The sequence below is a fragment of the Paenibacillus sedimenti genome, from assembly GCF_014534655.1.
Lineage (GTDB): Bacteria > Bacillota > Bacilli > Paenibacillales > NBRC-103111 > Paenibacillus_E > Paenibacillus_E sedimenti.
Genome location: NZ_JACVVD010000002.1, coordinates 755,404 through 780,904 on the forward strand (window position 1 = coordinate 755,404; position 25,501 = coordinate 780,904).

A 25,501-nucleotide genomic window follows, 5' to 3' on the forward strand; every position below is an offset into this window, starting at 1 on the left:
CTCTATCCATTCGTCCAAGTTTGGGAAGCGGGATTTGGACCGCAAGGAAGATGAGCATTCAAAGTCGAATAAGAAAAATAGATGGGTCAATTCTTTTATTCTTGTAAAAAGTTTCTGATGGACTCAATTTCGCAAAATATATCAAAAATATTCGGTAGAAATGATGTACAGTAGTGGTATCTCCATGGAGGCATTAAATGAATTACATTGCATCGGTAACCAAAGCGATAACCTATATTGAAAACCGTCTGATGGATAAAATCACAGCCGACGAAATTGCGAAATGGGCAGGATATTCCCCTTATCATTTTCACCGAGTCTTCCAATCCGTCACACGATGCACCGTCTCGGATTACATCAGAAGGCGGAGATTGACTCATGCAGCGTACGATTTGTTCGATTCTGATCTTAGAATCGTAGAGATCGCAATCAAATATCAATTTGAATCCCAGGAAGCCTTCACCCGCGCCTTTCAAAAAATGTTCTCCATCTCGCCGGGACGGTTCCGCAAGCAAATAAACATGAAAGACACGATGTTTCGGATGATGGAGATGAAAGCGTTGGATGAAACCGGGATGCGACATCTGCATGACGACGTAACCCTTGACCCCTTGATGGTCAACAAAGAAAAACTCCATTTGGTTGGTATGGAAATAAAGGGACTTAATTCCCGTGAAATCGGAAAGCTGTGGAACGGTTTCAGGCAACGAGCTGCGGAAGTCACTAGAAGAAGAGATCCCGAATCAGCCTTTTACGCGTTAATTACGCTAACCGGTGTTGAATGGGAAGTTTCTTACACGGCCTGCGTCGAGGTCACCGAAGAAGGGCAGATTCCTGAAGGGATGGTCTATAAAGTCCTTCCGCAAATACATACGTCGTATTCACGCATCGGGGCTCGTTGGATAGGTTACCGGATACGTTCTATTACATCTATAACACATGGTTACCGAAATCGGGAAGAATACGCACGAATGACCCCGAATTTGTACGTTACGATCATAAATATTTGGGTCCCGCGAATGATGATTCGGAATTTGATATTTATATCCCCGTTGGTCCGGAAACGTGACTGGAGCAAAGTTCGAGAAAGGAAGTATAGTGGATGATAGGAAACACAAAGGATACGTTTGGCTATGCAGGATGCCGGGAAGTAAGAATAGAGGATAGCTCCGTAGATCTTACATTTCCCATGACAGTGATGTATCCAGCGGGCAGTCCCGAACAAGTAGAGCGATTGGGGCCCTACCTGTTGGAATTGGCCAGAGATGCAGAACCTATGGGAGGGAGATTTCCACTAATTATCATCTCTCACGGTACCGGTGGTTCGCCGCTCGTATACCGGACCCTGGCGCGTCATTTAGCGCGCAACGGTTTTATCGTCGGCATGCCGGAGCATCCGTACAACAATCGAAATGACAATAGTTTGGAAGGGACCGTACAGAACCTTGCTTACAGACCTAGACACCTTAGTATGGCGATTGACTGGTTTTTCGAAAATAAGATATTTACGGATAAATTAAGACTGAATGCCGTGTCAGTCATCGGGCATTCTTTGGGCGGTTACACGGCATTGGCAGCTGCCGGCGGCATGCCGATATCGTTTCCTCATGAATCCTCGGATGGAAAGCCGCAGCACATTGAGGTTACACCGGATAACAGAATCAAGACCCTAGTTCTACTGGCGCCGGCGTCGGTCTGGTTTCGAGCTGAAGGAGCTTTGCGTGCGGTTAACCTTCCCATCTTGATGCTGGATGCAGAGAAAGATCCGTACACTCCCCCTTTTCATGCACAAATCATATTGGGTGGTGTTGCCGATCTGAAGAAGATACAATATAGAACAGTCGAAAACGCCGGACATTTCTCTTTTCTGAGCCCCTTTCCGGAATCAATGAAGACCCCGGCATTTCTTCCATCGCAAGACCCTCCCGGCTTTGATCGCGAACATTTCCATGAAACGCTTCATGCAGACATTTTGGCTTTTCTAAATACCCATAGCGACGGAGGGGAGCCATACCCAAATTAACAGCAGGAAAGGCAGTTTGGGAAGCGGGAAATAAAGTCAATAGCAAGTCCAACCGATGCGTATAAAATGAAGGGGCTGTCCCTCAGCAGCTAAGATGCTGGAGGGACAACCCCATTTCATTTTATTGATTTTGCAGTTGGTCGACCTCTGCAAGCATCGAAACAGCCAGGATAAACATGGCGTGCGACCAGGTTAAAGGCACGACCCATGCGGTCTCGCCGGTGACTTTGTCGATTTGCTCCGGCAGCAGACCCATATCGGTACGATGATCGACGGCCCATTGCAGGAGGGCTCTTGCTTCCTCGTATTGGCCGCGGGCAATGCGATAGTGGCTCAGCCATAGAGTCGTCAGAATCCAAGGGTTCCCTCCGATGTAATGGTCGTTCTCGTAGCGCTTGATACCGCCAACCCCAGGTACAGTCAAGGCTTTCTCGATCGCTTCCGCGGTTTGAACCATCATCGGATCATCAACCGGGAAGGCGCCGAATGGTACGGATACGCCTAGCAGAGAGATGTCGATGATCGGATCGTGCTCGAGCTGGTATGTCGCGTAGCCCTTCGCATTCGTCGTGACCGACGTCGGCACGCCGGCCGCCTGCGCCTCGCGGTACACAGGCTCGGTGACCGCCAGTTTCAGACCGCGGTAGAACGACCCGCGGTCCTCGTTCCAGCAGAGTTCACGGATGCGCTGCTGAATGCCTTCGGCGGCTATCGACCACGCGGCCGCCTCGGTTTCAAGCCCACGGAGCTGCGCAAACGCTGCGGCTGCGCTTAAACCTCCGTACACGGCTGCGGCCGAGTACGTGTGCTCCGCCAAGCGCTCCTCCCAGAGGTCGCGGCTTGGCGCCGGCAAACCGGTTTCCTCGTCCAGGTAGCGGACGAGGAAATCGGCTCCCTTCGCAACGGCGGGCCATACCCGCTCGGCGAAGGCCGGGTCCTGGATGTGGCTGTAATGCTGCCACATCCCCCACAGGATCGACGCGCCCTCGTCGATCTGCAGCCCCCATGACGGTGCAAGTCGACCGTCATGGTAGTGCCGTTGCTGCCAGGACCCGTCGGGGTCCTGGGCCGTCAGCGTCCACTCGTAGAACTGAGTGGACAAGTCGGACAGCCCGACACGGTCGAGGGCTGTCGTAATAAAGGCGGCGTCGCGGCCCCAGCAATACGAATAGCCGCCGCAGCGGGTGAAGCCTTCGTCGAACTCAGGCGCGGCAACGACGCTGCCGCTTTGTTCGTCGGACATCAGCTTCATTGTGAGCAGCGAGCGCTCGTAGAGCTCGCGGATGTCGTCGTCATCAGTCTCCGGAGCCGGAACAGCATCGGCAAGAAATTGCCGCCAGTATGCGGACGTCTTCTCATACCAATGCGAAATCGGCTGGCTTTTCGCCTTTAACAGCACCTCGGCCGCTTCCTGACCCGTGGAGCCGGCTGCAATATACACTGGAACTTCAACCCTCTGCCCCGGCGCTACATCAACGAACCTCCAGCTCAGCGCGCCATCTGGAGTCATATCGATATCATTACCATTCAGCGCACCTGATTGTGCCGTCTGCCAAGCATGACCTGCTTGATATCCAGTGCAAACGTTTGAACTCGAAAGCGAAAAAATATAAGCATGGCGCATGTGCGTCAAAGCATCCAAAGACTCGTCAAATTGTGTTGTGTGATAATAATTGGTTTCCATAGAACGGAACGAGGAGAAATAAATGAATTGGAATGAGACAGGCGCTGTACCCCGGTTTATGAAACGGTATTGACGCACATAAATATCCTCTTGCGGGACTGCGTAATCCAAAGATTCTACAGCAACTGGAAGCTTGGCAGATTCAGCCTGCACACGGAAAATATTCGTGCGTGCCACATATCCGGCTTCGTGCTTCCAACCAAATTCGGTACTATCGAACCAGCTCGTTTGTTCCGTAACACCATCGATGTACAAGCCTGTGCGGATTTCATCGACATGCTGCGGATAGTCAATATGAGGCCACCATAAACGGAATAACCGTCCAGTTCGGCCTAAAGAGGCCAGAAATCTGGAATTCCCGGCGATAGCGTCAATCAGGTATGGCTTTTTGTCTTGATGCATGAGAGGACAACTCCTTAACTTTGTATAGAATGAAGAGAGGATTCACGAGCGACCAATCGATGTGGAATGATGATGTGGTGATGGTGAATGGATTCTCCCTTAACTGCCCGGATTAATGTTTGTGAGGCTGTATACCCCAGTTGATAAATGCCGATATCGACGGAACTGATCGGCGGGGACGCCAGCTCTGACATTGAGATGTTGTTAAATCCAACTAAGCTGAGATCGCTCGGCACCTTATAACCAAGTTCGGTCAACCCGCGAAGGACGCCAAAAGCAACGATATCGTCGATAGCGACAAGCGCAGTCGGACGTTCAGGTAAATTCATAAAAAACGACATCGCCCGGTAACCGCTTTCTTGCAAAAATTCACCTTCCACAATCCATTCGGATTGGATCACGAGATTTGCTTCCTTCATCGCTTGAACATAACCTTCCATCCGGTCTTTGGAAACGATGAGATTCGGTGGGCCGCTTACAAACCCAATTCGTTTATGGCCTTGAGCAATGAGATGACGGGTAGCGTCATAAGCGGCTTGAACGTTGTTGTTATCGACAGAGAGCACTTCCGGAAAGTCCTCACTCCGTCCTACAAGCACGAAAGGAAACTTCTGTTCTTTGAGAAATCCGATCACAGGATCCGATTTGCGTGAATACAACAAAATAACTCCGTCGACTCTCCGACCCTTGACGAGCCTGGTCACGGCCTCAACTTCTTCACTCTCCGTAGTGCCTGTGGTCATCATAAGATCATACCCGCTGCGGGTTGATTGCGTAACGACGCCGCGTATGATCTCCGAGAAGAAGAGATTGAGAAAGAGCTCTTCCGCGGAACGTGGCAGGAGAATCCCTATGGTCTGTGTTGTCTTGGACACAAGGCTTTTGGCCATCACATTCGGATGGTAGCCCATCTCCTGCATAATGTCCTTGACCTTGCGAATGGTGGCTGGACTAATGCGCGGGTGCCCGGAAATAACGCGGGAGACGGTGGACGGCGAAACTCCTGCTTTTTTTGCTACGTCGACTATCGTTACGGACATATGTTTAATCCTCCAGTGCAAACGATTGAGCACATTCAGTGATGCATTCATCCTCTATGTTAGCCTATTTGTGCAGAAAAAGTAAATATGACATTCTAAGAGCTTTAAAAATTAAATCAAGATGAATATATCAATGAGTTTAGTATGTATGACAGAAGGGAAACTATGTGCAAATGTGCAAAGATTTCTTAGCATTATAACGAAAAACTTAGATATTCGAGGAAAACTAAAGAAATATGAGTGCTATTTAGGGAAACTCGCTATATTCGGTTTGTGCAAACGTTTTTACAAAAGATTTGGAGTGGTGTATGATGATGGCAGGAATGAATGAAGCGTTTGCAAAAGTTTCGGTTGTGCAGATTCGGTTCTTTTTCCACACGAAATGAATTCGAATCCAACGTTTCTACAAATTAGTACAAACGTTTGCACAAAAAGATTCTTTGTAATCGGTATCATGGGATTTAATGTCATTATTTACACATTTGAGAGGGGTATACGAAATGAAATTGAGTAAATCCATGTCTATGTTTGCTGCGGTAACTGTAGTGGCTATGTCCGTAACCGCATGCTCTTCCGGCTCAAAACCGGCTGAAACAACGAAGCCTGCTGAAACGGCAGCAGCTGGAGATGCAACAGCGGCAACTGCTGCATCTCCAGCTGCTGGCGGAACAGCAGAACTGAAACCGGAAGCCGGCGCTAAGTTGAAAATCTGGGACAGTAAAGACGAGAGAGCATTTACAGATGAAATGATCAAAGAATTCACAGCCAAATATAATGTGCCGGTTGAACTTGAAGAACTTGCACCTCCTAACGTAGTCACTCGTCTTCAAACAGACGGTCCTACAGGCCTTGCAGCTGACGTTATGATTTTCCCGCATGACCACGTTGGCCGCGCCGTTGCGGGCGAATTGCTTTTACCTAACGATGTGTTTGGCGATGTAACGAAGAAAGAAAACACAGAGAGCGCAATTCAAGGTATTTCTTATGAAAATGTATTATTTGGATACCCGCGCGCAGCTGAAACATATGCGCTTTACTACAACAAGGACCTCGTGAAGGAAGCTCCCAAATCTTTCGATGATGTCATCGCATTCAGCAAAACATTTAACAAAGACGGTAAGTACGGCATTATGTGGGAAACCGGCAACTTCTACTTCAACTATCCGTTTATCGCTTCCAGCGGCGGCTACCTGTTCGGTAAGAACGGTACAGACAAAAACGATATCGGTATTAACAATGACGGCGCTGTAGCCTCAATGAAAGTGTACGCGAGTCTGAAGCAAGTTCTTCCTGTAAAATCTGCTGATATAACAGCTGATATCAAACGCGGTAAGTTTACAGGCGGTGAAGTTGCTATGGACATTAACGGTCCTTGGGAACTAGCAGGGTACAAAAAGGCGCTAGGCGACAAACTTGGCGTTGCTGATATCCCGACGATCGCCGGCAAACCTGCTGTTTCCTTCTCCGGTATTAAAGCTTGGTATGTAAGTTCCTTCACGAAATACCCGAATGCAGCCAAGCTGTTCGCCCGTTTCGCTTCGACGAAAGACGCACAACTGAAGCTTAACAAATTGGTTGGATCCGTGCCGACGAATAAAGATGCACAAAACGATCCGCAAATTAAAAATGATCCATATGTATCAGGTTTCGTAGGCCAGTTCAACCATTCCGTACCAATGCCTTCCATTCCTGAAATGAACAACGTATGGGCACCTGCAGGCGCAGCGCTCACTGAAGTATGGGATAACGGCAAAGACCCTAAAACTGTTCTCGACAATGCTGTAACGCAAATCAAAGATTTGAACAACGGAGCAAAAAAATAAGATAAGTCTTCTTAGTCTTTCATGATGTTCACCCGCTGATCAACCTGGCGGGTGAACCTTAATTTTTTGCGGAAAGGAGATGGAGTCGGCCAATGTCAAACCATAAAGGCGCCGTTACAGCATTAAACGGGCAGGCCCAAAGGGTCTCATCCCATGGAAAAGTAGCAGCCATCCTATCTGTTCTCAGTTTAGGCTTAGGTCAATTATATAATCGTCAATTTATAAAAGGTTTGATTTTGCTTTGCATAGAAGCGGTCGCGATCATCTATTTTAAGAGCAATTTGATTCGTGGGATCTGGGGAATCGTTACATTAGGCGAAACACCCAGACATTTAAACAAGGCAACAGGAAAATTCGTCGATGGGGATCATTCCATTTTCTTGATGATTCAAGGATTGATCACCATTCTTGTATTAATCGTGATTATCGCTATTTATGTCATGAACATTCGGGATGCCTATCGGATTGGCAAGGAACGAGAAGCGGGTAAAGTCCCTAATAACATCGTAGGCTCTTTCAAATATATTTTGGATAAAAAGTTTGCAGAAGTGTTCCTAACGCTTCCTGGATTAGGCATCTTGTTCTTTACCATTATGCCGATTATTTTCGGGATGATGATTGCGTTCACAAACTATTCATCTCCCGATCATATTCCCCCAGCGAAACTGGTCGATTGGGTTGGATTTGATACATTTAAAGATCTTATTACGTTAAAAACGTGGAGCCATACGTTTTATGGCGTACTGACATGGACCATCGTTTGGGCGGTGCTTTCAACCATCTCCACCTTTTTCGGCGGTTTTCTGGTTGCGCTCATTATTCAACAAAAAGAAATTCGCTTCAAAAGCTTGTGGCGCACCATGCTGATCATTCCTTATGCAATTCCGCAGCTCATCTCCTTGCTTGTTATGCGCAATCTATTTAATGGACAATTTGGGCCTATCAATCAGTACCTTTCCTATTTCGGATTGGGTAAGGTTCCATGGCTTTCCGACCCTTTTTGGGCGAAAGTTACAGTAATCGTCGTCAATATGTGGGTAGGTATCCCCGTTTCGATGCTCCTCATTATGGGGGTTCTCGTAACAATCCCGCGTGATTTCTATGAAGCGGCAGAAGTGGACGGTGCTTCGGTGTTCCAGAAGTTTCGGATTATTACGTTTCCGATGGTTATGTTTACATGCGCACCGATCTTAATTACACAATTCGCCGGGAATATCAACAACTTTAATGCGATCTTCCTGCTTACAGGCGGAGCTCCGGTCAAGGGGGACTACCAGTATGCGGGAGCAACGGATTTGCTGGTGACCTGGCTCTACAACCTGACGCTAAGCCAATCCAGATACAATATGGCTTCGGCGCTCGGTATTATTATCTTCGTTATGATTGCAGCATTCTCGATTTACAATTACCGCAGAACACGTTCGTTTAAAGAGGAGGACATGATCCAATGACAGGAAGAAAATTAGCAACTTGGCTGCGGGTCGGATTCAGCTATGTGTTCCTTATAGCGGCTTCGATATGTGCTCTTTATCCGGCTGTGTGGGTATTGTTCGGATCGCTCCGACCGGGAAAATCACTTTATAGCAAATCTTTTATACCCGAGAGCTTTACGCTTGATCACTATAAAGAACTCTTTACCTCAAGCAGTTTCCTCTTTGGCCAGTGGTATATGAATACGCTGAAAATCGCGTTGCTATCGATGGTTTTCGGAACGATTTTAGTCTTGTTAACAGGCTATGCGTTATCGAGATTCCGTTTTAAGGGACGTAAAAATATTTTATCCTTGCTGCTTATCTTGAGCTTGTTCCCAGGATTTTTGAGTATCATTGCTTTATTTATTTTGTTGAAACAACTGAATTTGCTCGATACGCAGCCTGCACTGATTCTTGTATATGCTTGCGGTGCTCCACTGCTTGGTACCTTCATCGCGAAGGGATTTTTCGATACGATCCCGCGCAGCTTGGACGATGCAGCAAGAATTGATGGTGCGAACAATATTACTATTTTCACACGAGTCATGCTTCCATTATCCAGACCCATGCTGACTTATGTTGCATTGACGCAGTTTGTCGGTCCTTGGGTCGACTATATTTTCGCCAGCTTTGTACTTCGCAGTAGAGATAAATGGACAGTAGCCGTAGGTTTGTATGACCAAGTCTCCAGTAACCAGAACCAGAATTTTACGATCTTTGCAGCGGCATCCGTGCTGATTGCAATACCGATCGGTCTGTTATTTATGTACCTGCAGCGCTTTTTAGTTGAAGGCTTAACCTCCGGAGCAAGTAAAGGATGAGGCTGCGTGAACGGAATCGTGCTGCGCGGCAGCTTTCGATGATGATCCTCGGAGGAGCGCTGGGGATGGCATTGGCGACTTCAAAGGGATTGAGCAGAAGCTCGATTACTTGAAGCAATTAGGGATAGAAGGCATATGGCTGATGCCGATCAATCCTTCGCCCAGCTACCATGGGTATGATGTGACGGATTATTACAAGGTGAATCCTGATTACGGTACGATAGAGGACTATCGGGATCTCCTTAAAGCGGCTCACGAGCGGGATATTATAGTGATTATGGATTTGGTCGTGAACCATACGAGCGTAGGGCATCCCTGGTTCCAAAGCGCAGCCAAAGGAAAGGACAGTCCTTATCGCAACTGGTACACATGGGCAGAGGATGCGAATTTAACAGCATCAGGGGCTAGCGCGAAAGGCGGAACGGCTTGGCATGAGAAGGACGGCAATCACTACCTGGGTGTGTTTTGGCAAGGAATGCCGGATTTGAATTTCGATCATCCCGATGTTCGCAAAAAGATGATCAAGATTGGCAACTTTTGGCTGAAGCAAGGTGTGGACGGCTTCCGATTGGATGCAGCGAAGCATATCTATGAGGATTTCCAGACGTCCAAGGCGGATAAGGATATTTCCAAGAAAAATCAGGCTTGGTGGCAAGAATTTCGCAAAGGTTTGGACACAAGCAAAGGGGCTCCCTATATCGTCGGCGAGGTATGGGACAGTACCTCGGTCATATCTCCCTATCTGAATCGTGCTTTCGATTCTTCGTTTAATTTTGATTTATCTGACATGATTATAAGCGCTGCACGGAGCGAAAAGTCATCGAACTTCGCGGGTACTTGCGCCGGAGTTATTCGATATTCAAAAAGGAATCCGAAAGCCGGTTTGTCGACGCGACGTTTATCAATAATCACGACAAGGATCGGATTATGAGTTTGCTGCAGGGTAACACGGATCAGGCGAAAATGGCAGCTTCGCTGCTGCTGACGCTGCCTGGAAATCCTTTCATCTATTATGGCGATGAAATCGGCATGAAGGGTTCGGGGCGCGATGAAAACAAGCGGGAACCGATGCAATGGTATGTGACAGGCAAAGGGGCTGGGCAGACCAGATGGGAGCCTGCAGCTTCGAATCGTGGCGTTACATCTGTAGAAATGCAAACGAAGGATGCGAATTCCTTATTCGCGCACTATCGGCGGATGATTGAACTGCGCAAGAAAGAACCGGCGCTGAAAAACGGAGATATTCTGGAATTTAAGTTCAGCAATCCGGAGATCATTTCCTTTGTTAGAGCAACAGCTGAGGAAAAAGCACTCATTCTGCATAACGTTTCAGGCCGTGATGTAGAGGTTGATCTGGAAGGCGGTCAGGCTGGCGCATTCTCTAGGTTTTCTTTTACCAGCAATGAGGAGGTTGCTTTGAATGGGTCAAAGCTTAAATTACCTCCTTACAGTACGGTTTTGCTGAAATAGCCAAGGAACGTGTGGATATAGCAGTGACAATCGGTATTTAAAATAATAAACAACCTGTGGCTGAGCCACAGGTTGTTGTATTTTGTACAGCATAATTAAAGTGAGTACTGCCTGCTATGAAAGTTTGTTGCATTTTCTACAACTAAAAGCCAACCCATCTAACTTTTCAGCCATGTTGGCTGCATTTTGTTGTATATTTTGCAACAATGTTCATTATGGATGCCCCCATCCAGGTTTTTGTTGTATGAAATACAACAAAGCCTGGCTTGTGGGCATCCCCTTACTCCGCGCGCAGCACGGCGAAGCCATACGGCGGAAGCTTCACCTGAAGCTTCCCGCCCTCCGGCGCCGCCACGGCCGCGCCATAGAGCGCGCTCGTCCAGACTCGCTCGTGGCTCAGCTTGACGCTCAGCTTCGCCGAACGTCGGTCCGCGTTCACAAGAATGAGCATATGCTCATTCCCGTGAACGCGTTCAAGAGCAAGCCGCGCATCGCCCGGCTTGGCGTGCAGGAAGCGCACTGCGCCTGTGCGCAGCGCTTCGCTGCTTGTCCGCAGGGCGATGAGCCTGCGGTAGAACTCGAACAGGTCGCGGTCCTGTCGGGACGCGTCCCACTCCATGCAGCGGCGGCAGTCCGGATCCCCGCCGCCGCTCATGCCCACCTCGTCGCCGTAATAGATGCACGGCGTGCCGGGAAAGGCAAATTGAAGCAGCGCAGCCAGCTTCATTCGCCGTTTGTCCTCACCGCACTGCGTGAGCAGGCGAGGCGTATCATGGCTGTCGAGCAGGTTGAACGCTGCCTCGTTCGCCTGCTGCGGGTAGCTCGCCAGCAGCGAGCCTACCGCATTGGCGAAGCCGGCGCCGTCCAACTTGCCGTTCGTCACGAAGTCGAGTACCGCATTCGTGAACGGATAGTTCATGACGGCGTCGAACTGGTCGCCCTGCAGCCACATCATCGAATCGTGCCAGATTTCGCCGAGGATGTAGGCTTCAGGATTGGCGCTTTTCACCTTGTCACGGAACAACCGCCAGAAACGGTGATCGACTTCGTTGGCCACATCCAGGCGCCAGCCATCGATGCCGATTTCTTTGATCCAGAATTCAGCAACTTCAAGGAGGTAGGCTTTAACCTCCGGATGCTCCGTATTCAGCTTCGGCATGATCGGTTCAAAAGCAAAAGTCTCATACGTCGGAATGCCATCTTCGACACGCAGCGGCCATTCCTTTACATGGAACCAGTCCGCGTATGGTGAAGAGGCTCCTTTTTCCAGCACGTCGATGAAAGGAGGGAATGTCTTGCCGCAATGATTGAACACGGCATCAAGCAGGATGCGAATGCCCCGTTTATGGCACTCATCGACTAACTGTTTGAGCGTTTCGTTCGTTCCGAATTGCGGGTCGACCTTCAGATAATCCCGTGTATCATACTTATGATTCGTCGTCGCTTCAAAAAGCGGAGTGAAATAGATCGCATTTACACCCAGCTCAGTAAGATGGTCAAGGTTCTGGATAACGCCTTGCAGATCCCCGCCAAAGAAGTTCGTCGGCGTCGGCTTTCCGCCCCAAGGCTCTACGCCTTCAGGATCAAGTGACCGATCCCCATTCGCGAATCGTTCAGGGAAGATTTGGTAGAAAATCGCTTCTTTGACCCAAGCCGGAGGCGTGAAAATATCAGCAGGATTCAGAAACGGATACTCGAACATACCGGTAGAGTCTTTAGGCTCTTTGCGCACGAAGCCTTGCTCCGTCAGCCACAGCTTCTCTTTGCCTGACTGCAGCAGGAACGCGTATCGAAGCCTGCGGAAAGGCGGCTGGACGGTTACTTCCCAATAGTCGAACAGGGCGTCGCGTGTCAAAATCTTCATCTCTATGTACTCAGAGGTTTTCTCCCAAGCGTATTTATCCCCCGATAAGGCGAACACCTTTTTAACGTCATCGCGTTTGGTTCGAATCCTCAGGTGAACGGTCTTCCCGTCATAGGCATAAGCCCAATTTAATTTCGGACGGTGGTAGACCGCCTCAATAACTATAGACATGTTGATAGTCTCCTCTCAGCAGCGGCAAAAACCAACGCAAAAAAGGCACATCCTGCGAATCATGTTACGATTCCGAGGTTGTACCTGTAGGTAGCATTGCCTTTAAGTTACGTTAATTATACTAAAAATTCAGAGGCTAGTAAAACGCTTTTCCTTCATTTACGAATTGACCATAAACTCGATAACGGGGTATGAAATGACATGCCGGTCGCGATAAGTTGAAGCGATGACATCGTCATTGGCACTTACAATTCCTCGCTGTAAAATGGCAGCTTTGAACCCGCGTTCGATCGCTCCGTTATACGTAGACAGCACGCAATATTCCGCTGAGTTGCCGGCGACCACGACGAATCCGATTTGACGATCGGCCAAAATCTGCTCCAGCTCCGTTTTCCAGAAGGCATTGGAATATATTTTTGTTACAATCAGTTCTTCCTGTTCTCTGTTGATTTCAGGAATAAAGTCCAGAAGTTCGGCACTGACAGCGCCGGCCTCTTCAACATCCTGAATGTGGATGATCGGATGCCCCTTCGCCCGAAGGATCTTAGCGACATAATTGATATACTCGCAGGCGCCCGCTACTTTGTTGTGTTCCAGGTTTTGCAGGAAATGCTTTTGCATGTCGACGACTAAAAGTGCGATTTTCATAAATTCCCTCCTAGATTAAGTCTTTAAAATTGAAGCATGATTTTCCTGCATGAGCTTCTTCAAATCATCTGAAATACCGTTCAATAGCCATACCCATGTTGATAATCTCCTTTTATGCAAAAGAATGCCTATTTTCTATTTTTAGATTTGTTTGAAGTAGATGATGGTATCATGCAATTTCCCGTCATTGGATCTTGCATAATTCGGAATACGACCAGCCTCGATGTAACCTGTCGATCTATACAAATGGTTAGAAGGATCACCGGATCGGGTGTCCAGTACTAACAAACTTCTTCCTGCTTCTTTGGCCTGCTCTTCCGCGATTTGCATCAGCAAACGCGCAATGCCTTTTCTTCTCCCTAAGGGATGTACCATTAATTTAGCAATTTCAGCTCGATGCCCTGCATTTTGTTTTAAGGCTAGATGCAGCTGTACGGTTCCGATCATACGGCCATCGTTAACAGCAATCCATAAGTGAACGCCGGGTTGCACAACCTCTTGCCAATAGGTCACGGCATCTTCCAATATTAATGGCGGTAGAAAACCAATCGACGCGCCATCTTCGACAACAGCTATTAAAAGTTCACTTAAGTTATTTAATACGGTTTGGTTCATTGCTTTTACTTCAATGATTTCAATACCATTCTTCATCTATACACCTCAGGCAGGTAATCTTAGTTCAATTATATTTATATTTTACCTTTATTTACATAATCGCACAAGTGTTCTTGTTTCGGTGTCTTCATCTTTGTCCATACTGCATAATGTTAGCCACTTTACCGGCAGGAGGGCATTGGAACGATGTTGGCCGTTCATCAACGTATGGCGGAGTTATGGACATTGCGCAGAGCGCGGGAGCTGACGCAAGCGGAGCAGGATGAGCTGATGCTGTGTCTGGAAGCGAACGCGACATATGTGTGGAATCGATTAAAGCTGGAAAATTTATCGCTTTGCGCCTCGCTCACGGCAGATTACGATTGGCTCCATGAGATATGCGAGCGCATCGAAAAGCTTGAGCCAAAGCACTGACCGTGGAGTCGGTGCTTTTTTCCTTTTCTGTGGCAATTGGGACGAGTATAATGGGAATAGTCATGTTTGGGGAAAAAGGAGAATTCTGCATGTTAAGCTTGTTCAAGCAGCTGGGGAGCTCCCCAAGAAGAATGCTGATCTTGGGTATTCTCCTGTTCGCAGCACTGCTGTTGCGGCTGGTGATTGCGCCAATCTGGTTCGGCTATGATACCGATGTGCGGACGTTCATGGCATGGGCTGACCGCGCTTATACCGTAGGTCTATCAGGACTATACGCGAATGCCAAAGATTACTTTATTGATTATCCGCCAGGATACATGTATGTGCTTTATTTGGTAGGTATGCTTCACCATAAGCTCTCCATTCCATGGGAAAGCCCGCAATCGCTAATCATTTTAAAGCTTCCGGCCATGTTAGCCGATTTGTTAACGGCTTTCGTGATTTATCGTCTCGCCGAAAGCGGAAAGGGCAGTGCCAGAACGTGGCTTCAAGCGTTTGGCCTTGCCGCTTTGTTTGTCTTTAATCCTGCCATTTGGGTGAATTCAGCGATCTGGGGACAGGTGGACTCGTTTTTCATGCTGTTTATTCTCGCCACCTTTTTGCTGCAGCAAGAGGGGAAGCTGCCGCAAGCATCGGTTTTTATGGCATTAGCACTGCTACTGAAGCCGCAGGCTTTGCTGTTTGGCATCTTTTTGCTGATCGATGTGATCCGCAAACGAAATATGATGGTACTTCTGTTGAGTGTTCTAAGCGGTGCAGCAACGATAGCCGTATTGGCGCTTCCTTTTGCGATAGGAAGAGGGTATGGTTGGCTGTTTGAACTATATTCAGGTACTTTAGCTTCTTATCCCTATGCCTCGTTAAATGCGTTCAATCTCATGGCGCTGCTCGGCGGCAACTTTGTTGATATGACCACTGGTGTGCTGAACATCTCCTATCAATGGATTGGCTTGGTACTGATGGGACTGTCCATTATATACGCCTGCTATTTGTATATGCGCAGCAGGGGTCAGCGCGGGGCATTGTTGTACATCTCGTTTTTGTTTATTACCGCGGTTTTCATATGCATGACCAAAATGCATGAGCGTTATTTGCATTATGGTCTGCTGCTGGCTCTTGCCAGCTTTTTGTACATAAAAGATCGCAGAATTCTCTGGTTGTTCATCGGGTTTAGTTGCACTCATTTTGTAAACGTAGCGGATGTGCTCTTGCGCAGTTTCCATCAGGATTATCACATTCCGCGCTACGATTCGCTCATGCTGATCATTTCAGCGATCAATGTCATTATATTCGGATATGCATGTTTATTGGGATGGAGGCTTTTCGTGGGATCACATCATGATCAGGGGGCGGAGCAAGTTATCCCGCATGCACCTGAAAAAGCAGAACTTAAGTTTTCTGAACGCTGGGACGCGATTTTCAAACCTCGTGAAGACGGGATCGAAAGAAGCGGCAAAGGGCGTTTTTTTACCAAAAAAGATATGTGGTACTTAGGAAGTCTAGTACTTGTATATACCCTTATTGCGCTGTTTAACCTTGGCGGTCATAAGGATCCTGTTACGTTTTGGAAGCCTGCCAAATCAGGGGAAGCGGTCATCGTCGATTTAGGATCGGCACATAACCTTACGCGAATTAACAGCTTCGCAGGTGTAGGGGAAGGCGCTTATTCGTATTGGTTCTCCATGGATGGCAAGGATTGGAGCGGCCAGATTGCGGTAAAGTCTGATCATACGAAAGTTTTTACATGGAATACGGTAGAGCCTAAGCTGAATGCGCGATTTGTGAAAATAACGATCGATGCACAGGAGAGCGCTGCGCTGCATCTCCACGAAGTTGGTATTTTCGGGAATGGAAGTTCTGCCATTTTGCCGGTGCGGCAAGTCATAGAGCAGGATGTGAACGCATCAGATGAAGGGAAGCCTGCTTTTCTGTTTGATGAACAGGGCGTAGTACCGTACACGCCTACGTATATGGAGGGCTCGTACTTCGATGAGATTTATCATGCGAGAACAGCTTATGAACACCTCCATAAAATTGAGCCTTATGAAAGCACGCACCCGCCGCTTGGCAAAATTCTCATCTCTATCGGGATCTATGTATTTGGCTTAAATCCGTTTGGCTGGAGAATCGTCGGCACCCTGTTCGGTATCGCGATGATCCCTGTCATGTATGTGTTCGCCAAACGGATGTTCGGACGCTCGGAATTTGCTTTTATCGCTGCGTTCCTGCTTACATTCGACTTTATGCATTTTGCTCAGACGCGAATCGCGACGATTGATGTGTACGGCGTATTCTTCATCATGCTGATGTTCTACTACATGCATCGCTATACGACGCTCAGTTTTTATAGGGAACGTCTTTGGGCGACGCTTGTGCCCCTTGGATTATCCGGCTTGTTTTTTGGCATAGGAGCTGCATCCAAATGGATCGTGATTTATGGCGGAGCAGGACTCGCCCTGCTCCTGCTTTTATCGCTGCTTGAGCGCTTTAGCGAGTATCGATTTGCCAGGCGATTGCTGCGCGAAGATGCGGCCATTGCGGAACCGGCAGCCACTGCTGCCCCTGATCAGCTACAGCTGACTGACGAGCAGCGGAGCCGCTTGCAGCTTGTGCAGCGCCTCTTCATGAAGTACACGCTTCTTACGTTGGTCTGGTGTGTGCTTATGTTTGTCATCGTTCCACTTGGCGTCTATACGCTATCTTATATTCCGTTCATGATGGTGCCGGGTCCGGGGCACGATTTGAAAGACGTCGTCACCTATCAGGTGCATATGTTCAAATATCACTCGGATCTTGTCGCGACGCATCCGTTCTCGTCTCCATGGTGGGAATGGCCGATGATGCTAAGGCCAATTTGGTATTATCAAGCAAAGCTGATGCCGGAGGGCATGCTGTCCAGCATCATTTCTTTTGGCAATCCGCTCGTTTGGTGGCCAGGCTTCATTGCGGTAGTGCTTTCGTTTTATGTAGCTTTCAAAAGGAAAGACAGCATCCTTCGCATGCTGTTGATCGCCTACTGCTCGCAGTATTTGCCATGGATTCTTGTGCCGAGGCTAACTTTTATTTATCATTATTTTGCAATGGTTCCATTCCTCATCCTCATATTGACCTACTATGTGAAGGAGTATTTGGAGGAAGGGCAGCTTCATAAAAGGAGATGGGTGTACGGATATTTGGCAGCGGTGCTCCTGTTGTTCGTTATTTTCTATCCGATCCTATCCGGGATGGTCATTCCCGCGAAATATTCGTTCTTCCTCCGCTGGCTGCCCGGTTGGAATTTCTTTTAGACAACTATTTAAATGGAGAGTGATTCACATGGCTAAAGTTGTTATTATTTCTGGTAGTCCGACACCAACGTCCCGCTTGCACGGCGTTATTGAAGTCGCCAAAACCGAACTGCTGGAAGCAGGCTTGGAAGTAGAATGGATTAAAGTCCGCGATATCCCGGCGGAAGATCTGATGTACGCGAAGTTCGACAGCGAAGCGATCGTCAAAGCGAACGCGATTGTCGCTGAAGCCGATGCTGTATTCGTTGCTACGCCTGTATACAAAGCTTCTTACACCGGCGTATTGAAAGCATTTCTCGATCTTCTCCCGCAAAAAGGTCTCGAACGCAAAATCGTGCTCCCGCTTGCAGTAGGCGGAACGATTTCACATCTGCTTGCGATTGATTATGCTTTAAAGCCCGTACTGTCATCGTTAGGTGCCCAAAACATTCTGCAAGGCGTGTACGTGCTGGATAAACAAGTGACTTGGGGCGATCAGGGACAAGCCATTTTGGAAGATGAAATCTCAACGCGACTTCACGAATCCGTCTCCGAATTTATTCAAGAGATCAAGTGGCATACAAGCCGCCAAGCTTAATTCAATCAGGCTTTTGAGAAAAAACTAAGGCTGCGGCTTTCTTTTCTCCAAGAATGAAAAACATCATTAGAGGATACGATTAAACCGACTCGGGTAGCTGCAACGATGATAAGCATCGTTACAGCAACACTGAACACCATCAACTCGCCCTTCCCATCTTAAGACGCCTTAACCGTCACTAGCAGCTTTTGCCAGTGGCGGCTTTTTGCGTGCTGAGCTCAGCCTCCCGTGTTATAATGTTAATAGCATTCATACATATTTAGGAGTGATCTGATTTGTCTCAAACATCCTCTGGTTCTGTGCTGCTTGTTGATGGCATGGCACTTTTGTTCCGCGGGTTTTATGCAACTTCCTCAGGCGGCTATATTATGCGTACAAATTCCGGCACGCCGATTAATGCGGTATATGGTTTTCTTAAGTACATGCTCGACGCCATTCAAACTTTTAAGCCTTCACATGTGGTATGCTGTTGGGATATGGGCAGCAAAACATTCCGTACCGAGAAGTTCGAAGCTTATAAAGCAAATCGCGGAGAAGCACCGGAAGAGCTGATTCCTCAGTTCGATCTGGTGAAGGAAGTGACAGCCAGCTTCAACATTCCGAACGTTGGCGTTTTCGGATACGAAGCGGATGATTGCATTGGCACACTGGCCCGTTCATACAGTTCTCAAACGAAAGTTCAAATTCTGACAGGCGATCATGATATGCTGCAGCTGGTTGATGAGAACACGGAAGTCATTATTATGAAAAAAGGGCACTCCAACTATATGGTCTACACGCTCGAGACACTAATGGAGGAGAAGAGCTTGACGCCACCTCAGATCATCGATCTGAAAGGGCTGACGGGGGATACTGCGGACAATTATCCGGGCGTCAAAGGCATCGGCGAGAAGACAGCGACCAAGCTGCTCGTGGAATATCAGACAATCGATGGCATCCTGGAAAATTTGGCCGCCCTGCCAAAGGGGGTTCGTGCGAAGATCGAAGCGGAGCTCGATATGCTGCACCTGTCGCGCGATCTGGCTACAATCCGCCTGGATGCTCCCGTTGCTTGCGCATTGGAAGATTGCGAATGGGCGATGGAGCGGGATAAAGTGATCAGTAAATTCGAGGAGCTCGAATTTAAAGGTTTGATGAGGCTGATTGGCTGAAGACAGCCAATGATATAGGAAGGGACGAGGCTATGAGAGGCCTTGTCCCTTTTTTGTTCCCAATAGGAAATTTTAACTTCGTTAAAGCACTAAAGTGCTAAACAAACTTTCCTATTGGCGATAAAAATTTCCGCTGAACGCGGTCGCTCATCTCTCAAACAATCCCCTCTGTTGTCCGAAAACGCCCAATTACGGAGAAAGAAGTATCAGCCAAAATATCTGCAGTCCGATTTTACCTAGTAGGAAAATGATTATTCGATCACATGGTCGGTATAGTCGTCGTAAGTGGGAAAAATGGGACTGCATTAGCTAATTTCCTAACCAGCTATACATAATTGGGTGAAATCGAACTACAGCTACTCCTATTACAACAAAGGCGGTTTTCGAGTCGGATCAACCCTCCAAGCGTGTGTTCTGGCTGAAACGGAGCCGATGTCTCCGAATAGATGCCCAATCATCTGTTGAAAAAGCTGTTGCCATAGTCTCGAACGTTCATTTACATCGTCAAGGCTGATTCTGGCGATTAACCAACTATCGTTCAACAGATGCATGTGCCGAACCCATTGGTTGGTGCCTCGCCTTTACGCCTGTTAAGGTGCATCTCCTTTTATCAGCGAAACGATTAACTGGCAATAGTACGGCTGCTCTGTACGTGTGCAAAATAAAAGCAATCCAGGACAAATTTTGTTCATTTCAATTAAATCCTTATTTTTTGAAAGGGGTTACAATTTATTTAGGAACCTCATTTGCAAAGGGAGACTCATATGCAAACTTTATATGGAGATCTTGAAGGCAATGAACGATGATCAGATTACTAAAAATGCGCTCGCTCAAATCGAAGATCATTCTTTTTTTTATTCTTTTTGCCAGTATTGTGATGATCCTTCAGATTGGAATCTTTCAGCATTGGATCGGCGCCATTATTTTGGATAAATCGGATGCCTACTTTGAAGAAACCGTTCATCAGGTCGGTAAAAGGGTAGAGCTTCAATTAAAGCAATTTAACTCGTTAGCTGTGGGAATGAGCAACAATCAGGTCATGAAAAATTATTTATCCGATCTCAAAAAGCAAACGATTAATTACAACATCGCCAAATATAAAATCAGCAATGAAATAATAAGAACGACGAATATGGAATGGATCGACAATATATACATTTTCCCGGTCCGCTCACAGCCGATTAATTTATACTACAGCATAGCTATCTTTGAAGTCGATCCTTCTATAGAGAAGCTGCTGAATGAAGGGTTCGGCAGCAATCCGGATGAAGTGAAATGGATGGATATACAAACGAAGCCGCCTCATACATTATCCGCGCTTCTAATGATCCATGAGGAAGACAATTTGGGCTTACTGAAAATTGACCTTAATGAAATCCTTTTTAGTGACATTCTGGATGAAGTTCATCTGGGGAATGAAGGCACGGTCTACCTCACGAAAGATAATATCATCATTTACGCCAAAGACCGTGAGTTTGTAGGCAAACCGGTATCGGCTCTGGACAATCGTCAAATTACCAGGGTGGAGTATGAACTGGAAGAAAAAAGCTGGAAAATTATCGGCGCTGTGCCCCAAACTGAAATTTTGCATGGAATCGATCAATTCAACCGGATCTTCATGTTCATGGTGATTTTAATCTTGGCGGCCATTATGGCATTTGCGATAGCGACAGCCCAGACGGTTTTACGGCCACTGAAGAAGATTATGAGAGGGATGGAGAGTGTTCAGCAAGGTAATTTGCAAGTCGTTTTGCATCATAAAAGCAATGATGAATTCAGTGCTATTTTTTTCCATTTTAACTATATGGTGGATCGGGTAAATAATCTGATTGAAACGATATACCAGCAGCAGACGCAGAATCGGAAGGCGGAGCTGCTGAGCTTGCTTTCCAAGCTCAACCCCCATTTCTTATACAACTCATTGGATATGATTTATTGGAAGGCCATTATAAAGGGAGAAGAGGAGATTGGGGGGATTATCGTGGCCCTTTCCAATATTCTCAGGTACTCCATTTCGCATCAAAATGAGTTTGTGACAGTTACCGAGGATATAGAGCAGTTGGAACATTATTTGTTGATACAAAGAATGAGATTTGAAGAAAAATTGCGATACGAATTTCAGATTCAACCGGACCTTGCACACTATAAAATTCCTAAATTAGCCATTCAGCCGTTAGTGGAAAATGCCATGAAATATGCGTTTCAAGATATGAAACATGACGGCTTGATACGAATCCGGGGCTATTTGGATGAGAATGATTTGATTTTTGAAGTCATCGACAACGGGGTAGGTATGACGGAAGAAAAGGTTCGGAGACTTGTATCTATATGTGAATCCGAAAGCGAGGAGGGGGGGCTGGGGATTCGGCTTGTGCATCAAAGAGCTAAATACATCTATGGAGAGAATTATGGCATACACATTGAAAGTGCGATCGGGAAAGGCACAACAATTAGGGTTAGATTAGGGGGAACCTTGATATGCTCAAAATGATGCTCGTTGATGATGAAAGAACCGTTTTGCAAGGACTTTCGCATATTCTGTCTAAATACTGCCCGAGGTATGAAGTTGTAAGCATGGTACAAAGTGCATCAGAGGCACTGAACCTTTTAGAGAACGTATACGTCGATGTCGTCATTACGGATGTCAAAATGCCGGATATGGATGGCATTGAACTGACGAAGAAGATCCGTACGTTATACCCGCGGACTGAAGTTATTGTACTTAGCGGATATGACGATTTTGAGTTCGTCAGACAGACGATGAAGAATGGAGCCTATGATTATTTATTAAAGCCGTGCAACTATCAAAGTATATTGGACCTTTTGCTTAAACTTGAAGAAGATTTGCTGAAGCTTGATGCGAGTGTAGCGACACCGGGCAAGAAAGAGTGGCATGACACATATGCCGGCTACGATAATCTGAAAATCGCCGTTGTCTCTACTCAAGGGAGCGCAGATTCGAATTTTTCGGAGCTGCTCAACCAAGAATTGAAAAAAGGGACCATGCCGAAGGAGCTCGTTACACGGATAAAAATGAATGAGCACTTCGTCATTCTTTTTCAGCATTCTATGGAAGTATCCGACAATAAGCAAAGGTTTTACGGATACCGCCAAAGCCTACAGCGAAAAGGTTATACCACGTATTGGGCCATCCGCGATTGCGGACGTAGCTCGGAATGTTTGCTGGAAGCGTACGAAGCTTGTACGGAAATGATTGAATTCTTGCAATTCAATGAAATGGCTGCCGTGCTGGATGCTGATATGCATCACAAGTATTTGGACAGGCATAAAGCTCAGGATCTAAGCCAATATGTGTCATGCGAAACCATTATGAAATACGTAATGAGCGGAGATCATGAGAAATTACAGCACTATTTGGAAATAAATTGGAATCTGCTATGCCGCAGCGACTTGTATTGGGATCCTAAGCAGTTGAAGAACGCCACATTGAAACTATGCATTTATTTGGAGCATCAATTGAAAGACAATGGCCTGAAGCCATTAAGCGGGGAACTCGAGGATTATGTTGATAGAATAAAGATGTTAAGCACATTCCGAACTCTCTTCGATTGGCTGAAAAGTTATATCATGAACACGATAGCGAATCTTCATGGTGAAGAACCTGCGCCGCAGTACATACAAACTGTCAAGAAATATATCGAGAAGCATTATATGGACGATATTTGCTTGAAGACCGTTTCGGATACCGTGTTTCTCAATCCATGGTATTTTAGCACGCAGTTCAAGAAATATATGAACATGACCTTTAGCGAATACTTGAATCAAGTCCGAGTGCGCATGGCGAAGCTATTTTTGAAACAAAGAGATCTCAAAGTATATCAAGTGGCGGAAATGGTCGGTTTTCAGGATGCCGCTTATTTTAGCACTGTCTTTAAAAATTTGGAAAACATGAGTCCGAAGGATTACCAGAAAACGGTTTCATAATAGTGCTAATGCTTTTAAAAGAAATCCAAGATTATTAAAATTTTTATTTTTTTCCCGGTGATACAATCTAATAAATCGTACAAAGGAGGAGTCGAAGTGAGAAAAAGACAAGGATTCATCAGTGTGCTGTTAATGATGATGTTGCTTGTGAGCGCTTGCAGCGAGAATACGGCCACCAATACGTCATCTCCGGCAAGCACGGGCACGGGGCAGCCTGCGGCAACTGCAGCAAGTTCAGGAGACGGTAAAATGACAGACGTTGGTACGCCAAGGAATCAAACATTGATTGTGGATATCTTGAGCGGTAAAACCGCTGACCCGGACCTGGTCAATCCGTACGTACCGGGAGCGGTGCCTATGGACGCAGGGTTCCACCAGCTGATTTTCTCGAGCCTATGGGAAATTAATACAGTCAAGGGGGAACAAATTCCCGACTTGGCGGCGACATTTCCGGAGCCTCTGGACAACACGAACACGAAATTCAAATTCAAGATTCAAGAGGGGTTAGCATGGTCTGATGGCGTAGAATTCACTGCTGATGACGTCGTGTATACGTCAGAAATGATTCTGAAAACAAAGGAACTCGGTTATAGCGGTTACTACGGCAGCTTAGTGAAAAGTATGAAAGCGCTTGATAAACATACGATCGAAGTAGAGACGGTCAACCCTGAAACGAGATTGGCCCAAAAATTAGGGGTTGTCATCTTTGGAACGGCCTTCAAAGTCGTACCGAAGCATATTTGGGAAAAAGAAGATCCGACGAAATTCAAATTCACCAACCCGGTTGGTCTTGGACCGTATAATTTGAAATCGCGCGATCCGCAAGGGAACTGGTTCCTGTATGAGAAGCGCAAAGACTGGCAGAAGAGCGATATCGGTAAAATCGTAGGCGAGCCTGGTCCGCAATACATTCTCTTCAAATTCTTCGGACCGGAAGAAAAACGGATTATCGCTTCCATTCAGCATGATATGGACATTTTGCAGGACATTACGCCTGAAAGCTGGGATGTGCTTCGTCAAAAGAACAAAACGGCACTCGCCTGGTATGAAAACTTCCCGTATGCGGATATGGACGACCCGTGCGAAAGAGGCATGTCCTTCAATACATCGAAAGCACCTTACGACAATCCTGACGTAAGATGGGCGATGGCGCTGATGACGGACATTAAGAACGTATCCATGGCCACATTCGGAGGCATGCTCCGAGTTTCGCCGATTCAGCTGCCGCCGATTTCCGTCCTGCAAGAAAATTACCATAAACCGATGGTGAGTTGGCTCAAAGACTTCCAATTGAGCGACGGTTATAAACCGTTCGACGAAAGCTACGCCAAAGACATGGTGGAAATGCTCAAACAGCAAGGCATCAAAGGATTGCCGACAGATAAAGAAGCTATTGATACGTTCGGTGTAGGCTGGTATAAATACGATCCGGCTGAAGCAGGCAAGCTGCTTGAAAAAGCAGGATTCAAGAAGCAAGGCGACAAATGGATGAAACCTGACGGAACGCCATGGAAAGTGACGATCAACGCGCCGGCTAACTTTGAAGTCGAGTCCATGAGATTGGCGTTTGCCGTTGCGGACAGCTGGAAAAAGAACGGTATTGACGCCAACGTGCAGCAAATGGATGGAGCAACATTCTGGGATAGCGAATCTACAGGCGCATTCGAAGTAGGATCCTACTGGCCGGCTTGCGGTTTGCTGCCTGACAGTACCGCAAACTTCCAAGGCTGGCACAAACAATACATCGTAGAGAACGGTAAGCAAGCGCCAGGCAACCGCAACCGTTGGGCTAACGATCGAGTAAGCTCTTTGATTGACGAGCTCGCCGGTATGCAGAGCAGCGATCCTAAAGTGATTTCACATATTACCGAAATCAACAAAGAATTCGTGAAAGGGATGCCGTTCATCCCGATGTTCGGAACCTCGAAGTTCGTTCCTGTCGATACGTATTATTGGAGCGGCTTCCAGACATCCAATAATGCATTTGAAGGCCCTTGGTGGTGGTGGTCCCAGTTCAAGTTCTACACCCCTCACTTCAAACCAACCGGCAAGTAATGTGATTGCCTGAACCACGAAATAGGTCGCATACCGGGC

The 25,501-nt window shown here is 47.0% G+C and carries 19 protein-coding genes; 14 read left to right on the forward strand and 5 right to left on the reverse strand.

Going from position 1 to position 25,501, the window contains the following annotated elements; translation table 11 throughout:
• The first annotated feature begins 197 nt into the window (after positions 1-197).
• Together ICC18_RS34965 and ICC18_RS08145 are read left to right on the forward strand one after the other, a co-directional pair.
• Positions 198-1,106, forward strand: a complete 909-nt coding sequence (locus ICC18_RS34965; protein ID WP_446673938.1) for an AraC family transcriptional regulator — start codon at positions 198-200, stop codon at positions 1,104-1,106.
• Complete coding sequence (locus ICC18_RS08145) at positions 1,103-2,023, forward strand: alpha/beta hydrolase family protein (protein ID WP_188173849.1); 921 nt, start codon at positions 1,103-1,105, stop codon at positions 2,021-2,023. Before ICC18_RS34965 ends, ICC18_RS08145 begins: the two co-directional genes overlap by 4 nt.
• A gap of 121 nt (positions 2,024-2,144) precedes the next feature.
• Here the strand turns inward: ICC18_RS08145 and ICC18_RS08150 are convergent, their stop codons facing one another.
• The gene (locus ICC18_RS08150) at positions 2,145-4,109 is read right to left on the reverse strand and encodes a glycoside hydrolase family 15 protein (protein WP_188173850.1); all 1,965 of its coding nucleotides are present in this window, start codon (positions 4,107-4,109) and stop codon (positions 2,145-2,147) included.
• A 14-nt stretch (positions 4,110-4,123) separates the two neighbouring features.
• The gene (locus ICC18_RS08155; protein WP_188173851.1) at positions 4,124-5,149 is read right to left on the reverse strand and encodes a LacI family DNA-binding transcriptional regulator; all 1,026 of its coding nucleotides are present in this window, start codon (positions 5,147-5,149) and stop codon (positions 4,124-4,126) included.
• Positions 5,150-5,649: 500 nt separating this feature from the next.
• Between ICC18_RS08155 and ICC18_RS08160 the strand changes: the two genes are divergently transcribed.
• The 5 genes from ICC18_RS08160 to ICC18_RS34280 all read left to right on the forward strand — a co-directional run bounded on the left by ICC18_RS08160 (position 5,650) and on the right by ICC18_RS34280 (position 10,735).
• Complete coding sequence (locus ICC18_RS08160; RefSeq protein ID WP_188173852.1) at positions 5,650-6,972, forward strand: sugar ABC transporter substrate-binding protein; 1,323 nt, start codon at positions 5,650-5,652, stop codon at positions 6,970-6,972.
• Positions 6,973-7,064: 92 nt separating this feature from the next.
• Positions 7,065-8,423 carry a carbohydrate ABC transporter permease gene (locus ICC18_RS08165; protein WP_188173853.1) on the forward strand — a complete coding sequence of 453 codons (1,359 nt, stop codon included), beginning with the start codon at positions 7,065-7,067 and terminating at the stop codon, positions 8,421-8,423.
• Positions 8,420-9,265 carry a sugar ABC transporter permease gene (locus ICC18_RS08170; protein WP_188173854.1) on the forward strand — a complete coding sequence of 282 codons (846 nt, stop codon included), beginning with the start codon at positions 8,420-8,422 and terminating at the stop codon, positions 9,263-9,265. Before ICC18_RS08165 ends, ICC18_RS08170 begins: the two co-directional genes overlap by 4 nt.
• A gap of 109 nt (positions 9,266-9,374) precedes the next feature.
• Entirely contained in the window at positions 9,375-10,196 is an 822-nt protein-coding gene (locus ICC18_RS08175) for an alpha-amylase family glycosyl hydrolase (protein WP_188173855.1), read from the forward strand.
• Entirely contained in the window at positions 10,103-10,735 is a 633-nt protein-coding gene (locus tag ICC18_RS34280) for an alpha-amylase family glycosyl hydrolase (protein ID WP_188173856.1), read from the forward strand. The genes ICC18_RS08175 and ICC18_RS34280 overlap by 94 nt, the downstream gene beginning before the upstream one ends.
• A gap of 280 nt (positions 10,736-11,015) precedes the next feature.
• On the opposite strand, the gene ICC18_RS08185 is transcribed toward ICC18_RS34280, so the two are convergent.
• The 3 genes from ICC18_RS08185 to ICC18_RS08195 all read right to left on the reverse strand — a co-directional run bounded on the left by ICC18_RS08185 (position 11,016) and on the right by ICC18_RS08195 (position 14,069).
• Positions 11,016-12,764 (reverse strand): alpha-glycosidase, encoded by a 1,749-nt coding sequence (locus tag ICC18_RS08185; protein ID WP_188173997.1) that lies wholly within the window; start codon positions 12,762-12,764, stop codon positions 11,016-11,018.
• A gap of 165 nt (positions 12,765-12,929) precedes the next feature.
• Positions 12,930-13,418 carry a cysteine hydrolase family protein gene (locus ICC18_RS08190; RefSeq protein WP_188173857.1) on the reverse strand — a complete coding sequence of 163 codons (489 nt, stop codon included), beginning with the start codon at positions 13,416-13,418 and terminating at the stop codon, positions 12,930-12,932.
• 141 nt (positions 13,419-13,559) lie between these two features.
• Complete coding sequence (locus ICC18_RS08195; RefSeq protein ID WP_188173858.1) at positions 13,560-14,069, reverse strand: GNAT family N-acetyltransferase; 510 nt, start codon at positions 14,067-14,069, stop codon at positions 13,560-13,562.
• 150 nt (positions 14,070-14,219) lie between these two features.
• Here ICC18_RS08195 and ICC18_RS08200 point away from each other — a divergent pair, with 150 nt between their 5' ends.
• The 7 genes from ICC18_RS08200 (at position 14,220) to ICC18_RS08230 (ending at position 25,462) form a co-directional block, all read left to right on the forward strand.
• Positions 14,220-14,447: a DUF7667 family protein gene (locus ICC18_RS08200; RefSeq protein WP_188173859.1), complete on the forward strand. Its 228-nt coding sequence runs from the start codon at positions 14,220-14,222 to the stop codon at positions 14,445-14,447.
• An 89-nt stretch (positions 14,448-14,536) separates the two neighbouring features.
• Positions 14,537-17,734, forward strand: coding sequence for a glycosyltransferase family 39 protein (locus tag ICC18_RS08205; protein ID WP_188173860.1), 3,198 nt, complete (start codon positions 14,537-14,539; stop codon positions 17,732-17,734).
• A 28-nt stretch (positions 17,735-17,762) separates the two neighbouring features.
• Positions 17,763-18,311, forward strand: a complete 549-nt coding sequence (gene ssuE / locus ICC18_RS08210; protein WP_188173861.1) for an NADPH-dependent FMN reductase — start codon at positions 17,763-17,765, stop codon at positions 18,309-18,311.
• Between the two features lie 317 nt (positions 18,312-18,628).
• Entirely contained in the window at positions 18,629-19,462 is an 834-nt protein-coding gene (locus tag ICC18_RS08215) for a 5'-3' exonuclease (RefSeq protein WP_376745615.1), read from the forward strand.
• A gap of 802 nt (positions 19,463-20,264) precedes the next feature.
• On the forward strand, positions 20,265-21,953 hold the full coding sequence (locus ICC18_RS08220) for a sensor histidine kinase (protein ID WP_188173863.1): 1,689 nt from the start codon (positions 20,265-20,267) through the stop codon (positions 21,951-21,953).
• Positions 21,941-23,407, forward strand: coding sequence for a response regulator transcription factor (locus ICC18_RS08225; protein ID WP_188173864.1), 1,467 nt, complete (start codon positions 21,941-21,943; stop codon positions 23,405-23,407). The genes ICC18_RS08220 and ICC18_RS08225 overlap by 13 nt, the downstream gene beginning before the upstream one ends.
• Before the next feature lie 96 nt (positions 23,408-23,503).
• Entirely contained in the window at positions 23,504-25,462 is a 1,959-nt protein-coding gene (locus tag ICC18_RS08230; RefSeq protein ID WP_188173865.1) for an ABC transporter substrate-binding protein, read from the forward strand.
• The last annotated feature ends 39 nt before the right edge of the window (positions 25,463-25,501 follow it).

Coding starts and splice junctions, on each gene's coding strand:
- ICC18_RS34965 (WP_446673938.1), top strand. CDS start 198: ATGAATTACATTGCATCGGTAACCAAAGCGATAACCTATATTGAAAAC.
- ICC18_RS08145 (WP_188173849.1), top strand. CDS start 1,103: ATGATAGGAAACACAAAGGATACGTTTGGCTATGCAGGATGCCGGGAA.
- ICC18_RS08150 (WP_188173850.1), bottom strand. CDS start 4,109: ATGCATCAAGACAAAAAGCCATACCTGATTGACGCTATCGCCGGGAAT.
- ICC18_RS08155 (WP_188173851.1), bottom strand. CDS start 5,149: ATGTCCGTAACGATAGTCGACGTAGCAAAAAAAGCAGGAGTTTCGCCG.
- ICC18_RS08160 (WP_188173852.1), top strand. CDS start 5,650: ATGAAATTGAGTAAATCCATGTCTATGTTTGCTGCGGTAACTGTAGTG.
- ICC18_RS08165 (WP_188173853.1), top strand. CDS start 7,065: ATGTCAAACCATAAAGGCGCCGTTACAGCATTAAACGGGCAGGCCCAA.
- ICC18_RS08170 (WP_188173854.1), top strand. CDS start 8,420: ATGACAGGAAGAAAATTAGCAACTTGGCTGCGGGTCGGATTCAGCTAT.
- ICC18_RS08190 (WP_188173857.1), bottom strand. CDS start 13,418: ATGAAAATCGCACTTTTAGTCGTCGACATGCAAAAGCATTTCCTGCAA.
- ICC18_RS08195 (WP_188173858.1), bottom strand. CDS start 14,069: ATGAAGAATGGTATTGAAATCATTGAAGTAAAAGCAATGAACCAAACC.
- ICC18_RS08200 (WP_188173859.1), top strand. CDS start 14,220: ATGTTGGCCGTTCATCAACGTATGGCGGAGTTATGGACATTGCGCAGA.
- ICC18_RS08205 (WP_188173860.1), top strand. CDS start 14,537: ATGTTAAGCTTGTTCAAGCAGCTGGGGAGCTCCCCAAGAAGAATGCTG.
- ssuE (WP_188173861.1), top strand. CDS start 17,763: ATGGCTAAAGTTGTTATTATTTCTGGTAGTCCGACACCAACGTCCCGC.
- ICC18_RS08215 (WP_376745615.1), top strand. CDS start 18,629: ATGGCACTTTTGTTCCGCGGGTTTTATGCAACTTCCTCAGGCGGCTAT.
- ICC18_RS08220 (WP_188173863.1), top strand. CDS start 20,265: ATGATCAGATTACTAAAAATGCGCTCGCTCAAATCGAAGATCATTCTT.
- ICC18_RS08225 (WP_188173864.1), top strand. CDS start 21,941: ATGCTCAAAATGATGCTCGTTGATGATGAAAGAACCGTTTTGCAAGGA.